The 19,508-nt window shown below is 40.2% G+C and carries 15 protein-coding genes and 2 pseudogenes; 6 read left to right on the forward strand and 11 right to left on the reverse strand.

Features of this window, described 5'->3' with window-relative positions; genetic code table 11:
- Positions 1 to 200 precede the first annotated feature (200 nt).
- The 4 genes from KK487_RS00715 to KK487_RS00730 form a co-directional block, all read right to left on the reverse strand.
- Positions 201 to 1,121 (reverse strand): hypothetical protein, encoded by a 921-nt coding sequence (locus KK487_RS00715; RefSeq protein WP_215521882.1) that lies wholly within the window; start codon positions 1,119 to 1,121, stop codon positions 201 to 203.
- 108 nt (positions 1,122 to 1,229) lie between these two features.
- Complete coding sequence (locus KK487_RS00720; protein ID WP_197181573.1) at positions 1,230 to 1,796, reverse strand: recombinase family protein; 567 nt, start codon at positions 1,794 to 1,796, stop codon at positions 1,230 to 1,232.
- A 480-nt stretch (positions 1,797 to 2,276) separates the two neighbouring features.
- Entirely contained in the window at positions 2,277 to 2,903 is a 627-nt protein-coding gene (locus KK487_RS00725; RefSeq protein WP_215521883.1) for a hypothetical protein, read from the reverse strand.
- A gap of 535 nt (positions 2,904 to 3,438) precedes the next feature.
- On the reverse strand, positions 3,439 to 4,971 hold the full coding sequence (locus KK487_RS00730) for a recombinase family protein (protein ID WP_215521884.1): 1,533 nt from the start codon (positions 4,969 to 4,971) through the stop codon (positions 3,439 to 3,441).
- Between the two features lie 54 nt (positions 4,972 to 5,025).
- Between KK487_RS00730 and KK487_RS00735 the strand changes: the two are divergent.
- A pseudogene (locus tag KK487_RS00735) lies at positions 5,026 to 5,904 on the forward strand (YifB family Mg chelatase-like AAA ATPase); the annotation flags it as partial.
- On the opposite strand, the gene KK487_RS00740 reads toward KK487_RS00735, so the two are convergent.
- On the reverse strand, positions 5,901 to 6,605 hold the full coding sequence (locus KK487_RS00740; protein ID WP_215521885.1) for a response regulator transcription factor: 705 nt from the start codon (positions 6,603 to 6,605) through the stop codon (positions 5,901 to 5,903). The pseudogene KK487_RS00735 and the gene KK487_RS00740 sit on opposite strands and share 4 nt — an antisense overlap.
- A gap of 165 nt (positions 6,606 to 6,770) precedes the next feature.
- Positions 6,771 to 9,263 (reverse strand): alpha/beta hydrolase family protein, encoded by a 2,493-nt coding sequence (locus KK487_RS00745; RefSeq protein ID WP_028835910.1) that lies wholly within the window; start codon positions 9,261 to 9,263, stop codon positions 6,771 to 6,773.
- Between the two features lie 84 nt (positions 9,264 to 9,347).
- On the opposite strand from KK487_RS00745, the gene KK487_RS00750 reads away from it, so the two are divergent.
- Positions 9,348 to 10,415: a hemolysin family protein gene (locus KK487_RS00750; protein WP_215521886.1), complete on the forward strand. Its 1,068-nt coding sequence runs from the start codon at positions 9,348 to 9,350 to the stop codon at positions 10,413 to 10,415.
- Here the strand turns inward: KK487_RS00750 and KK487_RS00755 are convergent.
- Positions 10,412 to 11,629 carry an EAL domain-containing response regulator gene (locus KK487_RS00755; protein WP_028835912.1) on the reverse strand — a complete coding sequence of 406 codons (1,218 nt, stop codon included), beginning with the start codon at positions 11,627 to 11,629 and terminating at the stop codon, positions 10,412 to 10,414. The two genes, KK487_RS00750 and KK487_RS00755, sit on opposite strands and share 4 nt — an antisense overlap.
- Positions 11,630 to 11,985: 356 nt before the next feature.
- Here KK487_RS00755 and KK487_RS00760 point away from each other — a divergent pair, with 356 nt between their 5' ends.
- Positions 11,986 to 13,002, forward strand: coding sequence for a metalloprotease (locus KK487_RS00760; protein ID WP_215521887.1), 1,017 nt, complete (start codon positions 11,986 to 11,988; stop codon positions 13,000 to 13,002).
- 87 nt (positions 13,003 to 13,089) lie between these two features.
- On the opposite strand, the gene KK487_RS00765 is transcribed toward KK487_RS00760, so the two are convergent.
- Together KK487_RS00765 and KK487_RS00770 are read right to left on the reverse strand one after the other, a co-directional pair.
- Entirely contained in the window at positions 13,090 to 14,352 is a 1,263-nt protein-coding gene (locus KK487_RS00765) for a short-chain fatty acid transporter (protein WP_215521888.1), read from the reverse strand.
- 170 nt (positions 14,353 to 14,522) lie between these two features.
- Positions 14,523 to 15,470, reverse strand: a complete 948-nt coding sequence (locus tag KK487_RS00770; protein WP_215521889.1) for a chemotaxis protein CheV — start codon at positions 15,468 to 15,470, stop codon at positions 14,523 to 14,525.
- A gap of 166 nt (positions 15,471 to 15,636) precedes the next feature.
- On the opposite strand from KK487_RS00770, the gene KK487_RS00775 reads away from it, so the two are divergent.
- Both KK487_RS00775 and KK487_RS00780 read left to right on the forward strand, forming a co-directional pair.
- Positions 15,637 to 16,704: a potassium channel family protein gene (locus KK487_RS00775; RefSeq protein WP_215521890.1), complete on the forward strand. Its 1,068-nt coding sequence runs from the start codon at positions 15,637 to 15,639 to the stop codon at positions 16,702 to 16,704.
- Positions 16,704 to 16,895 (forward strand): hypothetical protein, encoded by a 192-nt coding sequence (locus KK487_RS00780; RefSeq protein ID WP_013463775.1) that lies wholly within the window; start codon positions 16,704 to 16,706, stop codon positions 16,893 to 16,895. Before KK487_RS00775 ends, KK487_RS00780 begins: the two co-directional genes overlap by 1 nt.
- A 21-nt stretch (positions 16,896 to 16,916) precedes the next feature.
- On the opposite strand, the gene KK487_RS00785 is transcribed toward KK487_RS00780, so the two are convergent.
- Complete coding sequence (locus tag KK487_RS00785) at positions 16,917 to 17,948, reverse strand: cytosolic protein (protein ID WP_215521891.1); 1,032 nt, start codon at positions 17,946 to 17,948, stop codon at positions 16,917 to 16,919.
- Positions 17,949 to 18,074: 126 nt separating this feature from the next.
- Positions 18,075 to 18,529, reverse strand: a pseudogene (locus KK487_RS00790) (EVE domain-containing protein).
- An 83-nt stretch (positions 18,530 to 18,612) separates the two neighbouring features.
- Here KK487_RS00790 and tesB point away from each other — a divergent pair.
- Positions 18,613 to 19,470: an acyl-CoA thioesterase II gene (gene tesB, locus KK487_RS00795; protein ID WP_069440208.1), complete on the forward strand. Its 858-nt coding sequence runs from the start codon at positions 18,613 to 18,615 to the stop codon at positions 19,468 to 19,470.
- Positions 19,471 to 19,508 lie beyond the last annotated feature (38 nt).

Genomic DNA, 19,508 nt, shown 5'->3' on the forward strand with positions numbered 1-19,508 from the left:
ACGAAAGGAGCATAGCGTTTACTCTTATTAGTAGTTTTCACCTAAAGAGCTTACGTATGACACACTATGCGGGCTCATGAAGTTAACTTATCGCATTAAACATAAGGCCTACATTAGGTTACTGCATGGTGCTAATTCCCCTGTAGGCCTTGTATATAAAGACTCTCAAGGGAATTACATAGGATAACTATAGGATAGGCTTAAAAGCCAATATCTTCCCATAAGTTGCTTTGCTTTTTCTTTTCCCTCGATAACCTTATTTTCTCTGAAGGTAATGTGAAGTCATATTTAATCATATTCATAATATGTGTTCTTGATAGTTCACCTTCAGGGCTCGTTTCTTTATATTTATTTAAGTGAGCTACAGCAAGGGTCCCACCAACTTTAAAGAACGTATCGAAAACGTCTATCGCAAGAGTCTCAGGCGTTGTGTTGTGCTTATCACAAAAGCTTTCTTCAATAATATGCTCTACAGGGAAGCCAAGACGTTTTAATTCTTTAGATAAAGTAGTTGGTATATCTACACCTTTTGACTCAAAAACTGGCAATGCTTTATCTTTTTTCTGAGGTATTAAACAGAACTCTGCTGCTAGTAATGGCAGATTGTACCTTTCTCGACATATCTGCTTAAAGTTGTCATCAGTTATTTCATCGCCTCTTTGCACTGACTGTTGAGCGTTGTAAGGGAAGGGGATGTTTGAATGTTCTCTATTAATTGACGCTGGTGCAATCATAAGATTAGAGGGCGTAAGCTTACCTACGAGGTTTCCTTCACCCTTAAGAGGGTCTATATGACACAAGTGGTATTCATAAGTTTTAGTAACTGTTTCACCATCGCTTTGAAATCCACACGCTTTACGATAGAACTTCCACAGGTGAATTAGACCTCTTAGCTCATTGGTATCAGCAGGTATTGAGTTTGTACACTGACGTTGGAAGGCTCTACGTAACCATTGACCAAATGAGCTACTAAAGAACTTATAGTCAATGGTCTTAGTATGGCAGTCTTGGCATATGCTTATCGTAGAGCGACGCTGCTTGCCTGTAATTGGATTAGTCGTTAATGCTTTTACTCTACGCTTACCGCACTCTCTACAGGTCACAGGGCGTTGTTTTGCCATTGAATGGGCTCCTTAATTCTCTCTATATTTTATGCACTAATATAATTAGCGAACGAATCTAAGTGCCGTGTCGCTCGTGCGGGGATTCTGGTGTTTTGGGAAGGTATATTACTTTTCTTGCTTCGATTCTTTCACTATGCGACTTACTGAACTTACAGCAATATTATGTTTAGCTGATGTTTTACGTACAGAGAGACCACTATTTATATCTTTCATGACTTCTTCTCTGTTTATGGTAGCGCTACGACCTTTATAAAGCCCTTTCTTCTTTGCTGCTTCAATGCCTTCACGTTGACGCTCTAATATGAGTTCACGTTCAAATTGAGCCACTGCACCAAGCATTGTAAGCATTAGGTTGTTCATTGAGTTTTCACCACCAGCGGTAAAGGTTAAGTTTTCTTTTATAAACCTTATTGTGACTCCTTTAGCTTTCAGGCTTTCAACAATCTCTAGTAAGTCTTTGGTATTACGGGCTAGCCTATCCATAGAGTGAACCACCACTTCATCACCTTCACGAACATGGTTCATCATAGCGTTTAGCTGTGGGCGTTCAGTGCTTTTAGCTGAGGCCTTTTCAATGAACTTCTTATCGTAAGCCACATCAACTAACTGTCTATCAGTGGACTGTTGAGAAGATGAAACTCGAATATATGCGATAGTTTGATGGTTACTCATCTATGAAGTGTTCCTTTATAAATCTAAGACCCATAAATATTACTGTGCCGTTAATTTAAAATCAACCCTAATGAGAACGGTTTTAAGCAGTTTTATAGTGTTCTCATTTAGCATACTTAAATGGATACGATAAAAAATAGGAAATGTAATGTTCAAGACCTTGATGAGTGATTACGCGGGATACATACGGTCTTATCTATTATGAGAATAGGGGGTGGCGGCTAAAGAAAAAATGAACATTTATAAAACACGTTTCTTTTTAAAGGCATGGAACGACGCAATCGCAGATACCATCTAGCACCTCCCTGCCACCCCCCCTTTATGCACTATACCTTGCAGACGTGGTTCGTAATGAGTGGCTAAAGCTTACCTCTCAGTGTTGCATATGGAGTTACAATAATACTCCACAGTATAATGGTGATAGGTGAAGCCTTTAGATGCTTCTGTTAAATACTTCATGCAATTTTTAGTTTGGCTGATTTACCAGCTGGTTGAATCCATCATCTCTACAAATTTACGGAAGCCTGTTGATGCTACTATTTTGTTAGATATATCGAGAGTCTCTTGAGTTATCTGTATGTCTGAGTATTGGTTCATCTCCCTTGCTTCTTTAAGGGTTAAGGTAGAGCATTTACCTTCGATATAGGTGTTATTTAAAAGATTTACTTTAGCTATAAAAGTATCTGAATTAGCTATTTTCCTTATAAATTCTTCTGTGACAATGTAAGTTTTATATGAAAAGTTACTTTTGACTCCATATTTGAACTGTGTGGACTCATGCTCTGTTAAAAGGCTTGAGGCTGAGAAGCTATGCACGCCATCATCTAATCTAAAGTGTAGTGATGAATCATTACCTATATTTGTAATTGTATTCGTCCCTGCTTTCAAAAGAACAATACCTTTCTCTGCTTTGGGCGTGTCTTGGTAAAGCTCAAATCTAATGTTGATACATCCCATGTTGCTCATGCGAATATGCTTAGTTCCATCAAACTCTGAATGTCCAGAAGAGGGTATATTAAACATACTTGTCGCTATGGACTCAGTATTTGGTATTGACATGCAACCAGATAAAATCAGTATGCTGCTCAGTAAATGTAGGTGTTTCATATAGCTTCCTTGCAGTTTATAGGTATGTGTTTTTCTTTCATGAACCATTAAGGTATTACATTGTATTCAGCTTTTCAACTGAGCGTTGTTAATAAGCACGGAGCGACGCAACAGTCAGAAGCTTTACAAGCTCCAGCCCTCTCTGTGTAAAAATGCTTGCTAAAATTGCGTGTATATTAAAACAGTACTATTTATACATACAGTTAATTGTCTGGTACAATATATGAGCAATAATGCTAACAACCCAGAGGTGGCATATGGGCAGAAAAAGAGTGACAACCACAGGCGAAAGCTCCACTGGTCGTAATACGACTTTCCACGATAACTTCACTAACCAAGACATGACTAGAAGTCAGTTTATTAAGAAAATTGAATCTGGCAGCTATGCTAATTACCATGTCCGTAAAATCAATGGTGTTAAAACTCCAGTCTCCAATCCTGATAAGAACGTTAATAATAATTTAGATTAGTAAAATCGAGGGGGAAGGAATCCCCATTCTGTTTGATTGTTTGGCAGTAGTCACCAAATGTAAAGCTAAGAGTTTATTTTAAAGCTTATACCATCACCTGAGGCCCACACCTCAGTATCCTCATTATAGCTTAAATGTATATCGTCACCTTCATTCACTAAGATATCAATAGACTTCTTACTAGGGTAAAGCACGATAGACTTCAGTTGTCTTTTAAGATGCTGGTGGAGTTTAAGTCGCTCAGATTGCTCATTGATATTCGCTGTGAGTTCCGTAATGTCTATAGACTCATTATTGACAGCCTTGGCTGCTTTTATGTCAGCTAGCTCTCTATTTATCTCGTTGATGCGACTCTCTTTGTCACGGATAGCCTTACTGATGTATGTACTGAAGCCATTCTCATCAATGTCTTTAATAAGCTTATCTATTTGCTTTTGTATTGTGACCAACTCACCTTCAAGACTCAGTGTTTTAGAGGTGTCTTCAGGCTTTTTAGCATAGGTTTTTAGCAGCTTTTGTAGAGCTATTAGGATAACCCATTGGGTATAGTAGTAACGGTGACTCACATACTTACAGCCTCCACCATACCTAGCTAGGCTGCACACTAGATAATACCCACCTTTTGGTGAGCTTCCCTTATTAACGAATTGCATTGAGGAGCCACATTCGCATAATATAAAACCTGAGAATATATTCCTAGTGAAACCCTTCTTGATTGAACCCGTACTACCAATACGTCTACTTTTTATGGCTGCTTGTGATTTATACCATAAATCTTCATCTATGACTTGTGGGTAATAGTCCTTAATAACCTCGCCTGTAGCCTCCCGCTTGCCTTTTGAATTGGTGACGTGCGGGTGATATTCACCAAGTACCATTCTGCCGTTTAGGAGCTTAGATATAGTAGATGTATGCCACTGAGATGCCCTTGAGCTAATAGGGGGGATGCCCTCATTGTTTAATCTTCTAACAATGGCTGCTCTGCCATAGCCCTCAGCAGAAAGTAGAAATATGTATCTAACTATAATGGCTTTTACTTCTGAGACTAATATCTCTTTTTTATCATCACTGTAGTGTAACCATGATGGTAGAGGGGACCCCATGGGCTCTGAAGCAGCTCTGCTTTGTTTTTTATGCCATGCATCGCCCACACGTTTGCTCTTTGTGGCAGACTCCTCATGAGCTCGACTCATAGACACTAAGGAAAGCATTAGGGCGTTCATATTCATTTCACCCTTTTTATAAACCTGTCTATCCATGAGGGTAACGACTGTTATCCCTAGGTCTACGATATTCATCAGGAGCATGAGGGAAGTCTCAACGGGCTGTCTACTCATGCGGTCAAAGCTCTCAATGAGTAAGTAGCTACCTTCTTCTATGACACCTTCTTTAACAGCTTCTATAAACTTACCAAGCTCACCATCAGTGGAGTTTTTACCCTTATAGCCACTAACCCCTAGGTCTCTAAATGATAAGCTCTGAAGCTCCAATCCGTTGCTATTTGCGTATTCTTGAGCGTTTTCTAATTGACGTTTTAGGCTTCTGCCTTCGATTTGACCTTTTGTACTGAAGCGGATGTAACTGTATGCCTTGTTCATAACTCTTATGTAAAACTCTATATAAATGTAGTGAAAAATATATGGGGTCCACTAGGGTATTATAAACTATTTTTAGGGCCACCAGGAACCGGCAAATCAATGCTTGCGCAACGAATGTCTACAATAATGCCAACCATGTCAGATGATGAAGCCATTGATACTGCCGCTTTGTATTCCATTATTGGCCACTCAATCGATTTAACCAACTGGCGTCAGCGACCATTTCGAAATCCTCATCACACTTGCTCTGCAGTTGCGCTGGTAGGCGGTTCGTCTAACCCTAAACCCGGTGAAATATCGTTAGCGCACAATGGCGTATTATTTTTAGATGAGCTGCCTGAATTTGAGCGCAAAGTACTGGACTCGTTACGAGAACCCATGGAAACCGGAACCGTGACGATTTCGCGCGCGGCAAGACAAATGGAATTTCCGGCACAGTTTCAGCTTATTGCAGCACTTAATCCCAGCCCGACAGGGTGCCATCATGATAAACGGGCGACCCCTGATCAAGTGATGCGTTATTTATCGCGGGTATCGGGACCGTTTATCGATAGAATTGATTTGCAAATTGAGCTCCCTAGACTAAGCAGCGTGGAGCTACAAAGTACGACTGCAGAAGAAACCAGTGCTGAAGTGAGAGCGCGAGTAGAAGCGGCTTATGCAATACAATTAAAACGCCAAGGTAAAGTGAATGCGCGGCTAAATAACAAAGAAATGAGCTTATACTGCGAGTTACCCGCTGCGGAGCTACAGTTTTTAGCTAGAGCAAGTGAAAAGCTGGCGTTATCGCCGCGCTCTTATCATAGAGTGATAAAAGTAGCGCGTACCATTAGTGATTTAAAAGGCGCGCCACAAATTAGTTTAAATGAGCTTAAAGAAGCGCTTAATTATCGGGCATTTGAGCGTTTATTATCGCAGTTAACCCAATACTAAATAGATAGCATATAGCCTTTACCACGCACGGTGACGATGCGTTTTTGATCTTTCTCATCGTTAAGCTTTTTACGTAAACGACCCACTAACACGTCTACGGTGCGATCGTTGGGGCTCCAATCAGGCTGGCCAATTTCTTCTGATATTTTTTCACGTGAAGTGGCTTTACCGGCATTGCCGATTAAACAAATAAGCACTTTATGCTCTGCTTCGGTGAGCCGTGATTCAATCCCGCTGGCTGTAATGAGTGTGCGGTTATCTGGATGGAGTTTAAAATCTGCGTATTCAATAAATTCTTCACTGTCATCGTCGTTCTGATTGTTTGCAATACGTTTGTATAAAGCGCGCATTCTCAGCTCAAGCTCGAGTAAATCGACAGGCTTGCAAATATAGTCATCGGCACCTTGAGCAAGACCAGCAATACGATCAGCTTGTGAGTCACGGCTCGATAACAAAATAACACCAATATTGGTGAGCGTATTTAACTCTTTGGCAAGTTGTAAACCATTGCGCTTTGGCAGCACAATATCAATAATTGCCAAGGAAATAGCATTGCGCTGATTTACACGGCTTTTAACCATGCTTAAAGCATCGGCACCCGTTGCGTCAACGTCAATAGAGAACTCGGTATTTATAAAATGATTTTGGATGCGCTTTACTAGCAGCTCGTCATCTTCAACCAATAAAACATTAATTGCCATAGTCTGTTATTTTTTTAATAGTAGCCTTGCATGTTAGCATTATTCGTTACATGCATAACACAGAGTTTAATTTTTTTCGGTAACTTTATATTACAAAAAAGAATAATGAAATTACCTTTGTATTGCGCACTTTATATAAATGATTTTAAGTGCGCATTTAAATGACTACTGGCCGTACATTGAATCCCACCATTGTGGTTCATTTTTTAACTTTTTATCAAAGTAAGCCAACATGGTGTTCCACCAATTAAAGCGCTTATCGCGAGCAAATATTTGATGATCGGCTCCTTTGTACTCAATCATTTCAACATCTTTATTTAGCAGTTTTAGCGCGGTGTACATAGTTAAGCTTTCACCTACTGGCACATTCGTATCGCTGTCACCATGAATAAGCAGTAATGGCGTGGTCACTTTATCGGCATGAAACACTGGGCTATGTTGGCTATAAAGTTCAGAGTTATTCCACGGAAAACTATTTTTAGAGGCTTCGCCTGAGTATAAATATCCCCACCATCCTTCACCCCAGTAAGAAGTTAAGTTTGAAATTCCCGCATGAGCAATAGACGCGCTGAACATATCGGTTTTAGTAGCAAGCAGCATTGTCATAAACCCACCGTAAGATGCCCCTAAATTACCGACTTTACTTCTGTCTACAAAATCATATTTAGCTAAAAATGCCTCTGTGCCTTGCATAATGTCATCGGCGGTATAATCGCCCCACGCATTGACATGTTGCGCTGAAAAGGTTTGTCCAAAGCCCGTTGCACCAGTTGGCTGTACCACATAAACCACATAGCCGTTTGCTGCCCATAAATTAAAAGGGTAACGCCCTGTAAATCCACGAGTCACAGGTGAGGTGCCACCATAGTAATAAACCAGAGCTGGGTGCTTTTTAGTTTTATCAATATTACTTGGCAGATAAACACGACCAGATATTTCTACGCCACGCTTATTGGTAAAGTTAAATTCTTCAAGCTTAGGAATCGTGGTATTGGCATATGCAATCGGGTTTGAATCCCAGATTAACTCCACCTTATTTTTGCTTACGTCAAAGCGCTTGAGTTGTTGGGCGCTTGAAGCATTACTGCCAGAGAGCAGTAGCTGGGTATTGCGAGTATTTGAAAAACTAAACTGTTCTACAATATCAAACCCTGTATCTAACTTTTTAAAGCGTTGTTTACTCAGATCATATAAATACAGTGGTTGGGTGTCTTTTTCTGTCACTTTGATTAACGCATCGCCATTGCTTAGTACTTCCAATGTGCCAATCGCAGGGTCAAACTGTTTACTTAACGCCGTTACTTTTTTAGCGTTATCGGTTAGTAAATACAGCTGGCCATCATAATTATTCGCCAGCATGGTTTGCGGTAGTACTCTGCCTGCGCCATTTTTAAAATCAGGGCCTGCAACAACATAAATATTGTTTGCGGTATATTTCGCTTGATTAAAGGTTTTAAACTTACCTAACGATTTTATGCTGTTGGATTTTAATGTAAGTTCAACCAGCTCAGTCTCTGGATGGGTTGAGGCTTGCATGGCCATTACTGGACGACTTATTAATAGTTTTCCACGGTTGCTATTAGCATCTTCAAGTTGATGGCTTAATACGCCTTCGGTCAGGGCTTTGGTTAAACCACTGTGGGTATCGAGTAAATATAATTGGCTAACCGTACGGGCGTATGACCAACGGTCTTGCAAGCCTTTATGATGTTTAGTGAGGCTATTGGTTTCTTCAGGTGATTTGGACCAGCTAAAAAGAATACTATTATCGTTGTAATAGCTAAAGTTGCTTGCCCCCTCAAGGCCTGAGGCTAAGGTTTTTATAGCGAAAGTTTTACGGTTTAACTGCTTTAATTCGCCGTTGAGTAAATAGACTAAAAATTGATTATCAGGACTCCAAGTGAATTGGCTAGGCTGCGCTTCTTCAAATCGGTATACCGTTTGGTTATTAGTATTTTTAAGCTCGGTTGTGGTAATGGCGTCGTTGCCTGTTTTATCGCTGTAACGCTTTGTTGTACTTAAGTAATGCTTAGCATCAGGTGACAAAGACAAGCCGCTAATAGTTGGGGCGTCAAACAATTGCTTAGCCGATAAGCGCTTGGTCTTATTTGTCGTTAGGGTCACGGCGTCAGTTTCTGCTTTTGGCACAAACTCTAAGGTGACATCATTCCAATTAGCAACCTGTTGAGCAATGACAATAACGGTGTGTGAGCCGTTATTTAAAGCAAGCTGATAGCGTTGGTTTTCACCACTTTGTTTCTCACCGTTAATAAAAACCTGGCCTTGCTCTATTCCTTTAATGTTTAAGGAGCCTTGAGTAAATCGGTTAGTTTCAATATTAAATTTAAGTGCTTGTAAACCGCCTAAAGTAAGCGCGTTAATTTTATCAAGTGGTTGCCACTTATGCTTTTTACCAAACACAACAAAGCTTTCTTTATTTGATTCAAGTTGTGCAAGCAGATTATTGATAATCACGTCGCCATGCGGTGTTTGAAATGGCTTTGCTTGCATGTCTTCTGCAAGAGGCCCGATAAACTGAATTTTTGATTGATCGAGTGGGGCAGCTAATGCCGTTAAACTCAAACTACTTAATGTGAGTAGGGCTGCCAAGTGAGTAAAACGTTTTGCGTAACGATGCCAAGGTGCGCTTAAATTCATTACTATGCCTATTATTATTGGAGATTTGGCCAAATATAGCATGTATTGTTATGATGCTCATATATCCAATTTAGAGGAAAAAAAGTGACACTATTAATCGTTTACATGGTTACAGCGATTGTGATTTCGTTTCTATGTTCTGTCATGGAAGCGGTGCTATTGAGCATTTCACCTAGTTATGTTGCGCTGCTTCGTAAAGAGCGGCCAGTACTGGCTAAGCAACTAGAGAAGCTAAAAAGTAATATCGATCAGCCATTAGCGGCTATTTTAACACTTAATACTGTTGCACATACTGCCGGTGCTGCGGGCGTGGGCGCACAGGCTGCCGTGGTGTTTTCAGATGCGGCTGTGGGGATTGCGTCTGCGATTATGACTTTATTGGTACTGGTGTTATCTGAAATTATTCCTAAAACGCTGGGGGCTAATTATTGGCGTGCTTTAACGCCTAGTGTGACTTATGGTTTACGTATTTTGGTACTAGTCCTTAAGCCTTTTGTTTGGACAGCACAAAAGCTGACTAATTTGATGGGTCAAAAGCATAATGAGGCCTATTATATTCGCCAAGAAATAGAAGCAATGGCCGACATTGGTAGTGAGTCTGGGGCGCTTCATGCTGATGAATCAGAAATCATTCGTAACTTGCTGCACTTTAGGCATGCAAAACTAACCGATTTAATGACACCGCGTACGGTCATTTTTAAAATCCATAAAGATCTTACCGTTAATCAATACTTGAGTGAACACGGTTCGTCGTCATTCTCTCGAGTGCTAATTTATGACAAAGACGCTGACGATATCATAGGCTTTGTACATAAAAACGATATTATGTTGGCATATCATCGGTTAGGCACAGATTACAAAATTAGTAAGTTAGTTAAACCTATCTATACGGTACCGAGCACCCAAAATGTATCGTCGCTATTACAAACATTGCTCACCCAACGTACCCACATTTGCTTAGTGATTGACGAATACGGTGATGTGCAAGGAATTGTAACGCTCGAGGATATGATAGAAGCGTTAATGGGCTTAGAAATTGTGGATGAGCGAGATCAATCAACCAATATGCGCGCCGTAGCAAAGCAGCGTTGGCACCAGCGTTTAGCTGATAGTGAGCATATCGTCAGCGCCGACGATAATGAATCTCGTTAGCTGTTTTTTGTTTTAGCAGCTGTTTTTATCCAGTGTTGGGCCCACGAGATAAATTCAGCTTTTGCTTTTGGGCAACTAAATAAAAAGCCCTGTATAGCTAAATTTGTTTGATAATGCTTGAGGTAGGCCAGCTCTTCGGGGCGCTCAACCCCTTCGGCCACTAATTCAAGCTGCTCTTGGGTTGTCATATTAATTAGTGAACTGACTACCACTTGAGAAAACTTATCGGTTTCTATGTGGCTAATAAAAGAGCGATCTATTTTTACTTCTGTAAATGGCAGCTGTTTCAGTTGGTTAATATTAGTAAAACCAGTGCCAAAGTCATCGAGTGAAATACCAAAGCCGAATATTCTTAATCTATTTAAGGTTTCGAGTTGAGTGTAGCTTGAAAGGGCATGCTGCTCGGTTATTTCAAGCACCACATCACTAGGTAAAACATCATGTTTTTGTAGAAGCTGTAATAACTTATTGGGGCTGTTTAAATCATCTAACTGACACGGCGATAAGTTAAATGACAATTTCAAATTTGTACCCAGCTGCTCTTTTAGTTGCTTGATGTCACCACAGGCTTTTTCAAATAGCGTAAACGTAATGTCATTGATTAAATCGCATTGCTCAGCCAGGCTGATAAAACGGCTTGGTAAAATAACTCGCTCGTCTTTACTTGATACAATGCGAGCCAGCACTTCAACACTTTGTATTTGATTGGTGTTTATATTTATTTTAGGTTGATAGTAAGGTGTTATTTCATTATTTTTTAATGCTTTAATTAGTTTTTCTTTAGTGATTGGGCGCTCTTTTACAAGTGTGTGGCTGTTTAACTGAGCGATTTTGGTAAGTAACGTATTTACCTGATTGAGTTGCACAGGCTTAGATAGGTTGCCAATTAAATGCACATTGTGCTGTTTAGCGAGGTCAGCGGCTAGGCTGATTATTTTCGGGTCCATTTCAGAAATAATAACAATTGCACCGCAATAGCCTATTTCACCTAAGTTACGGATCAGCTCCATGCCATCCATTTCTGGCATATTAAGATCGGTAAATATGGCATCAAAATAGTTTATATCAGCTTTTACTTTTTCAAGTGCTTTAACAGGGTTTAAACAGGTGGTTGTGGATTGCGACATTTCGAGTTCATTAAAAATAGCTTTCATGACAATCAAAATGGCTTTTGAGTCATCGACAACGAGTATGTTTGGTAATTTTGTGTGCATTGTTGTCCTTAACTTAACGGTCGTAATTTATATCCGTCTGTTTTAAAAATAGTCGCTTGAATTGTTTTTGTCAGTATTTATTGCTGTTTTAAATTTTAAATATCAGCAAAATCCAATCGACAAATTATTCTATCTTGCTCGTGTTTTTTAGGTGGGTAGGTATACTAGCGCCATAATTTATAATGGTTATAATACCAAGCCGCAATAATACTTAATTATTTTGAGGGGGCAAGTCAGACGCGAGCTGCGTTAAAAATTCTCCTTTAAAGCAACTAAATAACGAAGTTTTTGCCTTGCTATCGACAGGATTTTTCTGCCTCAAAACAGTACCCCTAATTAAGCGAACTTATATAACAATGATAAAAATCGATCTGAATCTAGCCGAACAACCGTTTACGCTTATGCTAGATAAGCAACAAATTGTAAAAATATTTCATGATCAGCAAGCGATTGCATTTGAAAATCCACGTGAAAACTATGTTGAGTTTATGCTTGATGAGCAGCTAATTGGTATTGATAGCAGTGACGTTAACCAACAGAGTATTGCGCTATTTGTAGATAATCAGTTTGCCACTCAGTTAGCTTTGCCTGTGGCGGCGCAAGGCGAATCTAAAAAAGGCTTTTTGGGACTTGCGGCGCTAGGCTTTAAGTTATTTAAAAGTGCTAAGGTGGTTAAAGTGGCGCTAGCGAGCGCCTCGGTGGCCGGTTATGCTTGGCTGTTTACCATTGAATTTGCGTTAATGCTGATTGCTTGCTTGGTGGTACATGAATATGGCCACGTACGAGCTATGAAGTATTTTGGGATAAAAACCAAAGGCATTTATTTAATTCCTTTTGTAGGCGGGTTAGCCGTTAGCGACGATAAAATAACTACGCGCTGGCAAGATGTGGTTATATCACTTATGGGGCCTGCCTTTGGCTTGTTTACCTCAGTGCTAGGCGTGGTGCTTTATTACGCCACAGAAATGGAAATATTTGCAGGTGTTGCGGTATTAAGCGCACTACTTAACTTATTTAACTTACTGCCTATTTTACCGCTAGATGGTGGGCATGTATTAAAGAGTATCAGCTTTTCTATGCGTTCGTGGATTGGCTTAAGTGTATGCTTGCTGGGTGTGTTTTTTGGTTTATGGCTTAGCTATACGTTTGGCTTGATGTTGCTGGTGTTCTTTTTGTTTGTGGGCGCACTGGAAATTGTATTTGAATGGCGCGGTCGACATTACTCCCATTTAATACCACTAGATAAATACGGACAAGGTTTTTCAGCGGTTATGTATGCACTGGTGGTTGCTGGCCATGTAGCAGTAATGATGCACTTTGCCGACTCTGAAAACGCGATATTAAGCTTGCCAATGAAGATTTTATCGAGCTAAGTAAGTGCGGGCTGTAATATGAGTTACAGCCCGATTATATTAGTAAAAGCTTAATACCAACGAAATAAACACCCCAGTAATAATCAGCTATACCACGCAAAAACCCATAATGTCTTTAGCTTTTAATCCTGCAATGGCTAATACCGGTAATGCCCAAAAGGGTTGAATTAAATTAGTCCACGCATCTCCCCACGCCACAGCCATAGCAACCCGCGCCATATCTGCGCCTAGCTCTTGCGCTGCGGGTATAACAATAGGTGCTTGTACTGCCCATTGGCCGCCACCTGAGGGGACAAACATATTAACGAGTCCTGCACTTATAAAGCTGTAAAATGGCAAGCTATCGGCATCTGCAATGGCGATAAAACCTTTTGATATTTGTTGTGCTAACCCTGTATCGACCATCACCGCCATAATGCCAGCATAAAAAGGGAACTGAATTACAATTCCTGCGCCACTCGGAATCGCTTGTTGCAAGCTATTAAGTACATTATGGGGTGTTTGATGCAGAGTGATTGCCATAAACAAAAACAGGGCAATTACGCTATTGAGGTTTAAGCCGCCACCTGCGATAAAAAAGTAATAGCCTAAGTAGGCAAGTCCGAGTAAACCAATACCCATACCTAACAGCTTACTTTGCTCTAAATGTTGCGCAGGGCGTGTTATTGTTACTTTATCGGCTAAAGTGTTCTTAAGCAGTAATGGGTCAATATAAACACTGTCTTTTTCATTCGGTAGCATATAGCGGTTAACCAGCGGCATAATGATAAATAAGCCAATCAGAATCGCAATATTAAAGCCTGCGAATAAGGTTTGCTGTGTGCCAATAATACCCATAGTCGCCTGTGAAAAATGCCCTTCGGTGGCAATGGTGAGTGGTACGGAGCCTGCCAATCCGCCGTGCCATACTACAAAACCTGAGTAAGCACTTGCTACCAATAGCCGATAATCCACTCGAGTCTGCTTAGCAATGGCTTTAGCAAATAAAGCCCCAATCACTAAGCCAAACCCCCAATTTAGCCAGCTTGCTAAAAGCGAAATAAATGTCACTAAAATAATGGCTTTTGGGGCCGTATTAGCAAACGTTGCTAATTTTGTTAGTAACATACTTATTAACGAGGTACTGGCAAGCATGTAGCCTGTTACTAATACCAACAGCATTTGCATGGCAAAGCTCAGTAAGTTCCAAAACCCGCTACCCCATGATGTTATTACCTCAAGTGTGGTTGCAGGAGTCGCTAAATTCGCAATGACTAAAGTAATAATGGTGAGCAAAATAACAAATATAAATGGGTCGGGTAAGTAGCGCTCGACGAGCTTAGTAAACGGGCTGGCAACTTTATTAAGCATAATTAATAACGAGTTAGTGAAAACTTATTTGTTAATTAATCATGAAATCTTAGGATTAGCAAACACCGCTTTGAATAAACGCTAAGTAAAGCAGACTTTTTAAAGGTTGTTGATGAGGGAATGTCGCTAGCAAATACTTACCTTGGTCGGTATTTGCTAGTTATGCTCAATTAAGAATCACCAAGCACTTGCTTTAAGCGATTTTGTACTTCTTGAACGAGTAAGTCGGGCTGAAATTTTGATAAAAATGCATTACAGCCTACTTTTTCCACCATGGCTTGGTTAAAGCTACCACTCAGGGACGTGTTAAGCACCACATGTAAGTTTTTTAAGCGGTTGTCGTTACGTATTTCATAGGTTAAGCGATAGCCATCCATCGAAGGCATTTCGGCATCGGTAATCACCATTAGCAGCTCTTTTTCAACATCGCGTCCTTCATCAGCCCAGCTTTTGAGCATTTGTAGGGCTTCTAGACCGTTACTGGCAGGAATAATTTCGATACCAAGCTGCGATAACGTATCGCTAACTTGTTTACGTGCTGTTGGCGAATCATCGGCGTGCAATATTTTGCGTCCTGCAAATTCGTTTACTATGGTTTCATCCAACACCCCATCAGTAATATTGACCTCGTACTCAACTATTTCAGCGAGTACTTTTTCTACATCAATAATTTCTACTAAGTGCTCTATGCCGTCACGCTGCACTTTAGTTAGTGCCGTAATATAATGATTTTTACCCACAGAGCTGGGTGGCGGCATAATGTCAGACCAGGTCATATTCATGATTTGATCAACCTTGCCAATTAAAAAACCTTGTGTGGTACGGTTATATTCAGTTATGACCAGGTTACAATCTTCACCATATTCTTTTTTAGCCATAGAAATGGCTTGGCGAAGGTCAATCACTGGGATAGATTCACCGCGTATATTGGCAACACCGGTTACCTTAGGGTGAGAGTGCGGTATTTTGCTTAAACGGGGAAGCTTTACCACTTCTTTTATTTTAAATACATTGAGTGCAAATAAATGGCGGCTATGCAAATAAAAAAGTAGCAACTCTAAGCGATTTTCGCCTACAAGCTGAGTACGCTGATCAACTGACGCTAAAACACCTGACATAATAGACCCATGTTTTTCCTCATAACTTTATAACTATAGTTTACTCTTATTTTTCTTCATAACGAACCTTGAATATTTCGATTACAGTAAAACGTTGCTTAGGTGTTATCATTTACAGTATCGTGTTACTAAATGATTTAAATAATCAATCGATTAACAAAAAATTATGCATCATATTTTTAAACGTATTGTTGTGCTGTTGCGCAGCCATATTGATCAGGTAAGTTGGCAGTCTGTTGTAATAGCAACATCCCTACATATGCTGCTTACTTGGTGCTTATTGTTAGTGGCAAATGAGCAGGCACTGCTTTCACCGGGTACTTTTTTTTACTACTACACGGTAACCACCTCAACGGTAGGGTATGGGGATTTAAGTCCATCAACTGACTTAGGTCGTTGGGTTGTCGCATTAATACAAATACCTTTTGGTTTGGCTTTATTTGGTGTCTTGTTAGGTAAAACAGGACAAACAGTAACTTACTTAATTAGGCGCGCTATGACTGGTGATAAAAACTTTGCTCACAGTAGCAATCATATTATTATTTTTGGTTGGCATAATGCTCGTACCAAAAAAATGATCGACTACATTTTGGCTGATACTAAGCGGACAGATCGCCGTATTTTATTAGCGGTTACTGAACAAATAGAGCATCCGTTTTTAAGTAATGAGAATGTTGATTTTGCTCGCCTAACCAGTTTCACCGATTTGGATGAATTAGAACGCGTTGCCATTCGCCACGCCGATAAAGTGATTATTGATGGCCAAGATGACGACCAAACATTTACCACCGCACTGCGTATTAGCCGTTTAGTTAAAGAAGATTGTCACATAAGTGCACACTTTTTTGATGAAACGAAAGTGGAAATGTTATTAGAGCATTGCCACAACGTAGAGTGTAGCAGTACTAAATCGGCAGAGATTTTAGTGCGTTCAATGCAAGACCCAGGCTCAAGTCGTGTACAAGAGGAACTATTATCAACCTTGCACGGTGATACGCAGTTTAGTTTACAAATCCCTAGTAATGTAAAAACCATGGAGTTTGGTAAATTATTTCATTATTTTAAGTACGATCATGATGCAATATTATTAGGGGTGGCTCATAATTTAAGTGCAAAAAATATGGATTTAAATCCACCTTTAGATTACGCAGTGAATGCGGGTGATATACTGCATTATATCGCGCAAGAGCGAGTGTTGAGTGGTGAAGTTGATTGGCCTAGCTTGGAAAAATAATGACTGAAATTGCTTTTTTAATTATTGTTTTATGTGCTTACATTTTCCCTATTATGATAATTCTTAACAGTAAGCGTAGCCAAGGCCATGAAAAAAATGGCTGGCTAGTAGGCGCTATCTTCTTTTCGTGGATAGCGCTGATTCTTTACTTTTCGATTGTGCCCAAGCAAGGGCACGCCAAGAAAAAGTAAAGAATGAGTACCTTTTGTTACTTATTCTAATTGTCTCAGTTTATGCTCAACCAGCGGGTCGTCTGGCGCTAGCTGTTGAGCCACTTCTAATAGTTTAATGGCATCATTTGGATTTTCATCTTGATGCTTAATGGCTACGTCTATTAAAGGTTGAATATCAATTTTTTCTTGGTGCTCTTGCACGTGCGCTGCTTTTTCGTCGATTAAAATAGTGTGAGCGGTACTTAATAACGCTTGACGATGCGGCGAATTAGCATTGGCTTTATTAAGTTTTTTATAATAATCCTCTTTTAAACGCAGTGTTTTTGTTTGTAACCTAAATTGTGCAATGTCGATTTGTTGATTAGCAATAAAATCAACAGCCACTTGTTTATAAAACCCAAACTTATTTAAATAGGTGGTATGGGTGCCGTGCCCCATCCCAAATACGCGTAAGTGAGTGAGCTGCTGGTAGCGTTTAGCATGTTGGCGGTCAATGCGGTTGGTTGGGTCGTAAATAATGTAGCCCTCTGCATCCCCTAAATCTAAATCATGGTAGTCACCTTGCCAGTCATATTGCTGGGCAATGTCGGTACTTGAGCGGTCATCCCAAGGGGCGATAAGTTTGTTTTTAGTGCTAACAGGATGGAAAAGCAGCACTTTGTCGAGTTTGAGTAATTTAGCAAATGCACCCACAGCAAAGCCGCCACGACTAAGTCCATAACCTAGCTTGGTTTCAAAAGGAGAGAGTAGGGTTGATAGTTGCTCAATAAAAAAGATTAAATTGCGGTTACGAAACCAATTACTTTTACCCAAATGCTGAAACGCAATAATATTAACGTTTTGCTTTTGTGCTAAATGATAGCCCCAAGGTGCAAAGTCTTCGTTCAAATCACGCTCTTGTACATCAGTACCGGCAGGTGAAAAAGTAAAAAGCAGGGGTTTGTTGAGATCAACAAAGTGATATTTTACATACACATCACCGAGTAAATCCCCACTAGAGGTAGGTAGTTTTGCTTGCTTCTCATTATCGCTGAGAGTTAACCATTCATCTAACCAGTATAGTAATTTCATTTTTCCTCCAGTGCGCACAAGCTGCAGATCATAGCAAATCTGAGGGCATAAGAGAAATTGAGCCAAGCTATGCTGCGCTGGTGGAGTGCCTTTTTAATGGTAAAATGTATGTTACCTTTGCGACTACTAAGCCATGTTCAAAATTTCATTCCAGTCATTTTCGGTCACTGGCATGACCGATAAACGCCCCCTTTTTTAAGAGCAATGTCTGTCACTGACTCATTTGCCTTAATTGCTTGCAAGCTCACTATGCTACTGAGATGAGAATGATAGGTTACTTCCACCACAAACCAACGGGGGGTCTCAACGGTTGCTTTGGCATCATAATAATCGCTACTTAAATCAAACTGAGTCGGATCAGGGTAAGCGGCTTTAGTGACAATTCCTATTCCCGCAACACCAACCTGTTTACAGCTAGAATGATAAATCATCACTAAATCACCTTGTTTAACATCATCGCGGATAAAGTTACGCGCTTGGTAGTTTCGCACGCCTTCCCATAACGTGGTTTGTTCAGGGGCATACTTTAAGTCATCAATTGAAAAGGCGTCGGGTTCGGTTTTAAATAGCCAAAAAGCCATATTAGTTTTCCTCACTCAGTGTGTTGGTATTTTTCCAGTATTGTATAGTATCATTTAGAAATTAGGGGATTGAGGAAGAAATAATGAGCCAAGTATTAGATGATTTATTGTCGTTGTTATCACTTGAAGAAATTGAACAAGGTTTATACCGCGGACAAAGCCAAGACTTAGGTTTTAGAGCGGTGTTTGGCGGTCAAGTTATGGGGCAAGCGCTTTCAGCAGCCAAAGAAACACTGCCAGCGGGGCGAATTGTTCACTCATTACATTCTTACTTTTTACGCCCTGGCGACGCTGCAAAACCGATTGTGTACGATGTAGAAGCTATACGTGATGGTAAAAGTTTTAGCACTCGACGTGTCAGTGCGATTCAGTACGGTAAACCAATTTTTTACATGACGGCGTCGTTTCAAGGTGAAGAGCAAGGGTTATCGCATCAAGCGACCATGCCAGATGTTCCAGCTCCTGAAGAGTTACGTTCTTCATTAGAGTTTTATCAAGAAAATGCACAGCATATTCCAGAAGCTATCCGTAATAAATTTATTCGTGAAATGCCGATTGAAATGCGCCCAGTGAATTTTCATAACCCCTTTAAACCAGAAGCCATTGAACCAGTAAAACATATTTGGTTTAAAGCCAATGGCGATATGCCTGACGATCAACGTATTCATAACTATTTATTAGCGTATGCGTCCGACTTTGAATTTTTACCAACCGCATTACAACCACATGGTGTGTCGTTTATGCAGCCGAATATGCAAGTGGCGACGATTGACCATGCTATGTGGTTTCATCGTCCGTTTAGAATGGATGATTGGATTTTATATACTATTGATAGCCCAAGCGCGAGCTCAGGAAGAGGGCTGGTACGTGGGCAGTTTTTTGACCGCCAAGGAAACTTGGTAGCCTCTACTATTCAAGAAGGGGTAATGCGCCAGCGCTAATCCTAATACCCACTATATTGAATACCTTCAATATAGTG

This window comes from Pseudoalteromonas sp. SiA1, from assembly GCF_018732205.1.
GTDB lineage: Bacteria > Pseudomonadota > Gammaproteobacteria > Enterobacterales > Alteromonadaceae > Pseudoalteromonas > Pseudoalteromonas tetraodonis.

Excerpts from the sequence above, each read along its gene's own strand:
- KK487_RS00715 (WP_215521882.1), bottom strand. The coding sequence starts at position 1,121 with ATGGCAAAACAACGCCCTGTGACCTGTAGAGAGTGCGGTAAGCGTAGA.
- KK487_RS00720 (WP_197181573.1), bottom strand. The coding sequence starts at position 1,796 with ATGAGTAACCATCAAACTATCGCATATATTCGAGTTTCATCTTCTCAA.
- KK487_RS00725 (WP_215521883.1), bottom strand. The coding sequence starts at position 2,903 with ATGAAACACCTACATTTACTGAGCAGCATACTGATTTTATCTGGTTGC.
- KK487_RS00730 (WP_215521884.1), bottom strand. The coding sequence starts at position 4,971 with ATGAACAAGGCATACAGTTACATCCGCTTCAGTACAAAAGGTCAAATC.
- KK487_RS00740 (WP_215521885.1), bottom strand. The coding sequence starts at position 6,605 with ATGGCAATTAATGTTTTATTGGTTGAAGATGACGAGCTGCTAGTAAAG.
- KK487_RS00745 (WP_028835910.1), bottom strand. The coding sequence starts at position 9,263 with ATGAATTTAAGCGCACCTTGGCATCGTTACGCAAAACGTTTTACTCAC.
- KK487_RS00755 (WP_028835912.1), bottom strand. The coding sequence starts at position 11,629 with ATGCACACAAAATTACCAAACATACTCGTTGTCGATGACTCAAAAGCC.
- KK487_RS00760 (WP_215521887.1), top strand. The coding sequence starts at position 11,986 with ATGATAAAAATCGATCTGAATCTAGCCGAACAACCGTTTACGCTTATG.
- KK487_RS00765 (WP_215521888.1), bottom strand. The coding sequence starts at position 14,352 with ATGCTTAATAAAGTTGCCAGCCCGTTTACTAAGCTCGTCGAGCGCTAC.
- KK487_RS00770 (WP_215521889.1), bottom strand. The coding sequence starts at position 15,470 with ATGTCAGGTGTTTTAGCGTCAGTTGATCAGCGTACTCAGCTTGTAGGC.
- KK487_RS00775 (WP_215521890.1), top strand. The coding sequence starts at position 15,637 with ATGCATCATATTTTTAAACGTATTGTTGTGCTGTTGCGCAGCCATATT.
- KK487_RS00780 (WP_013463775.1), top strand. The coding sequence starts at position 16,704 with ATGACTGAAATTGCTTTTTTAATTATTGTTTTATGTGCTTACATTTTC.
- KK487_RS00785 (WP_215521891.1), bottom strand. The coding sequence starts at position 17,948 with ATGAAATTACTATACTGGTTAGATGAATGGTTAACTCTCAGCGATAAT.
- tesB (WP_069440208.1), top strand. The coding sequence starts at position 18,613 with ATGAGCCAAGTATTAGATGATTTATTGTCGTTGTTATCACTTGAAGAA.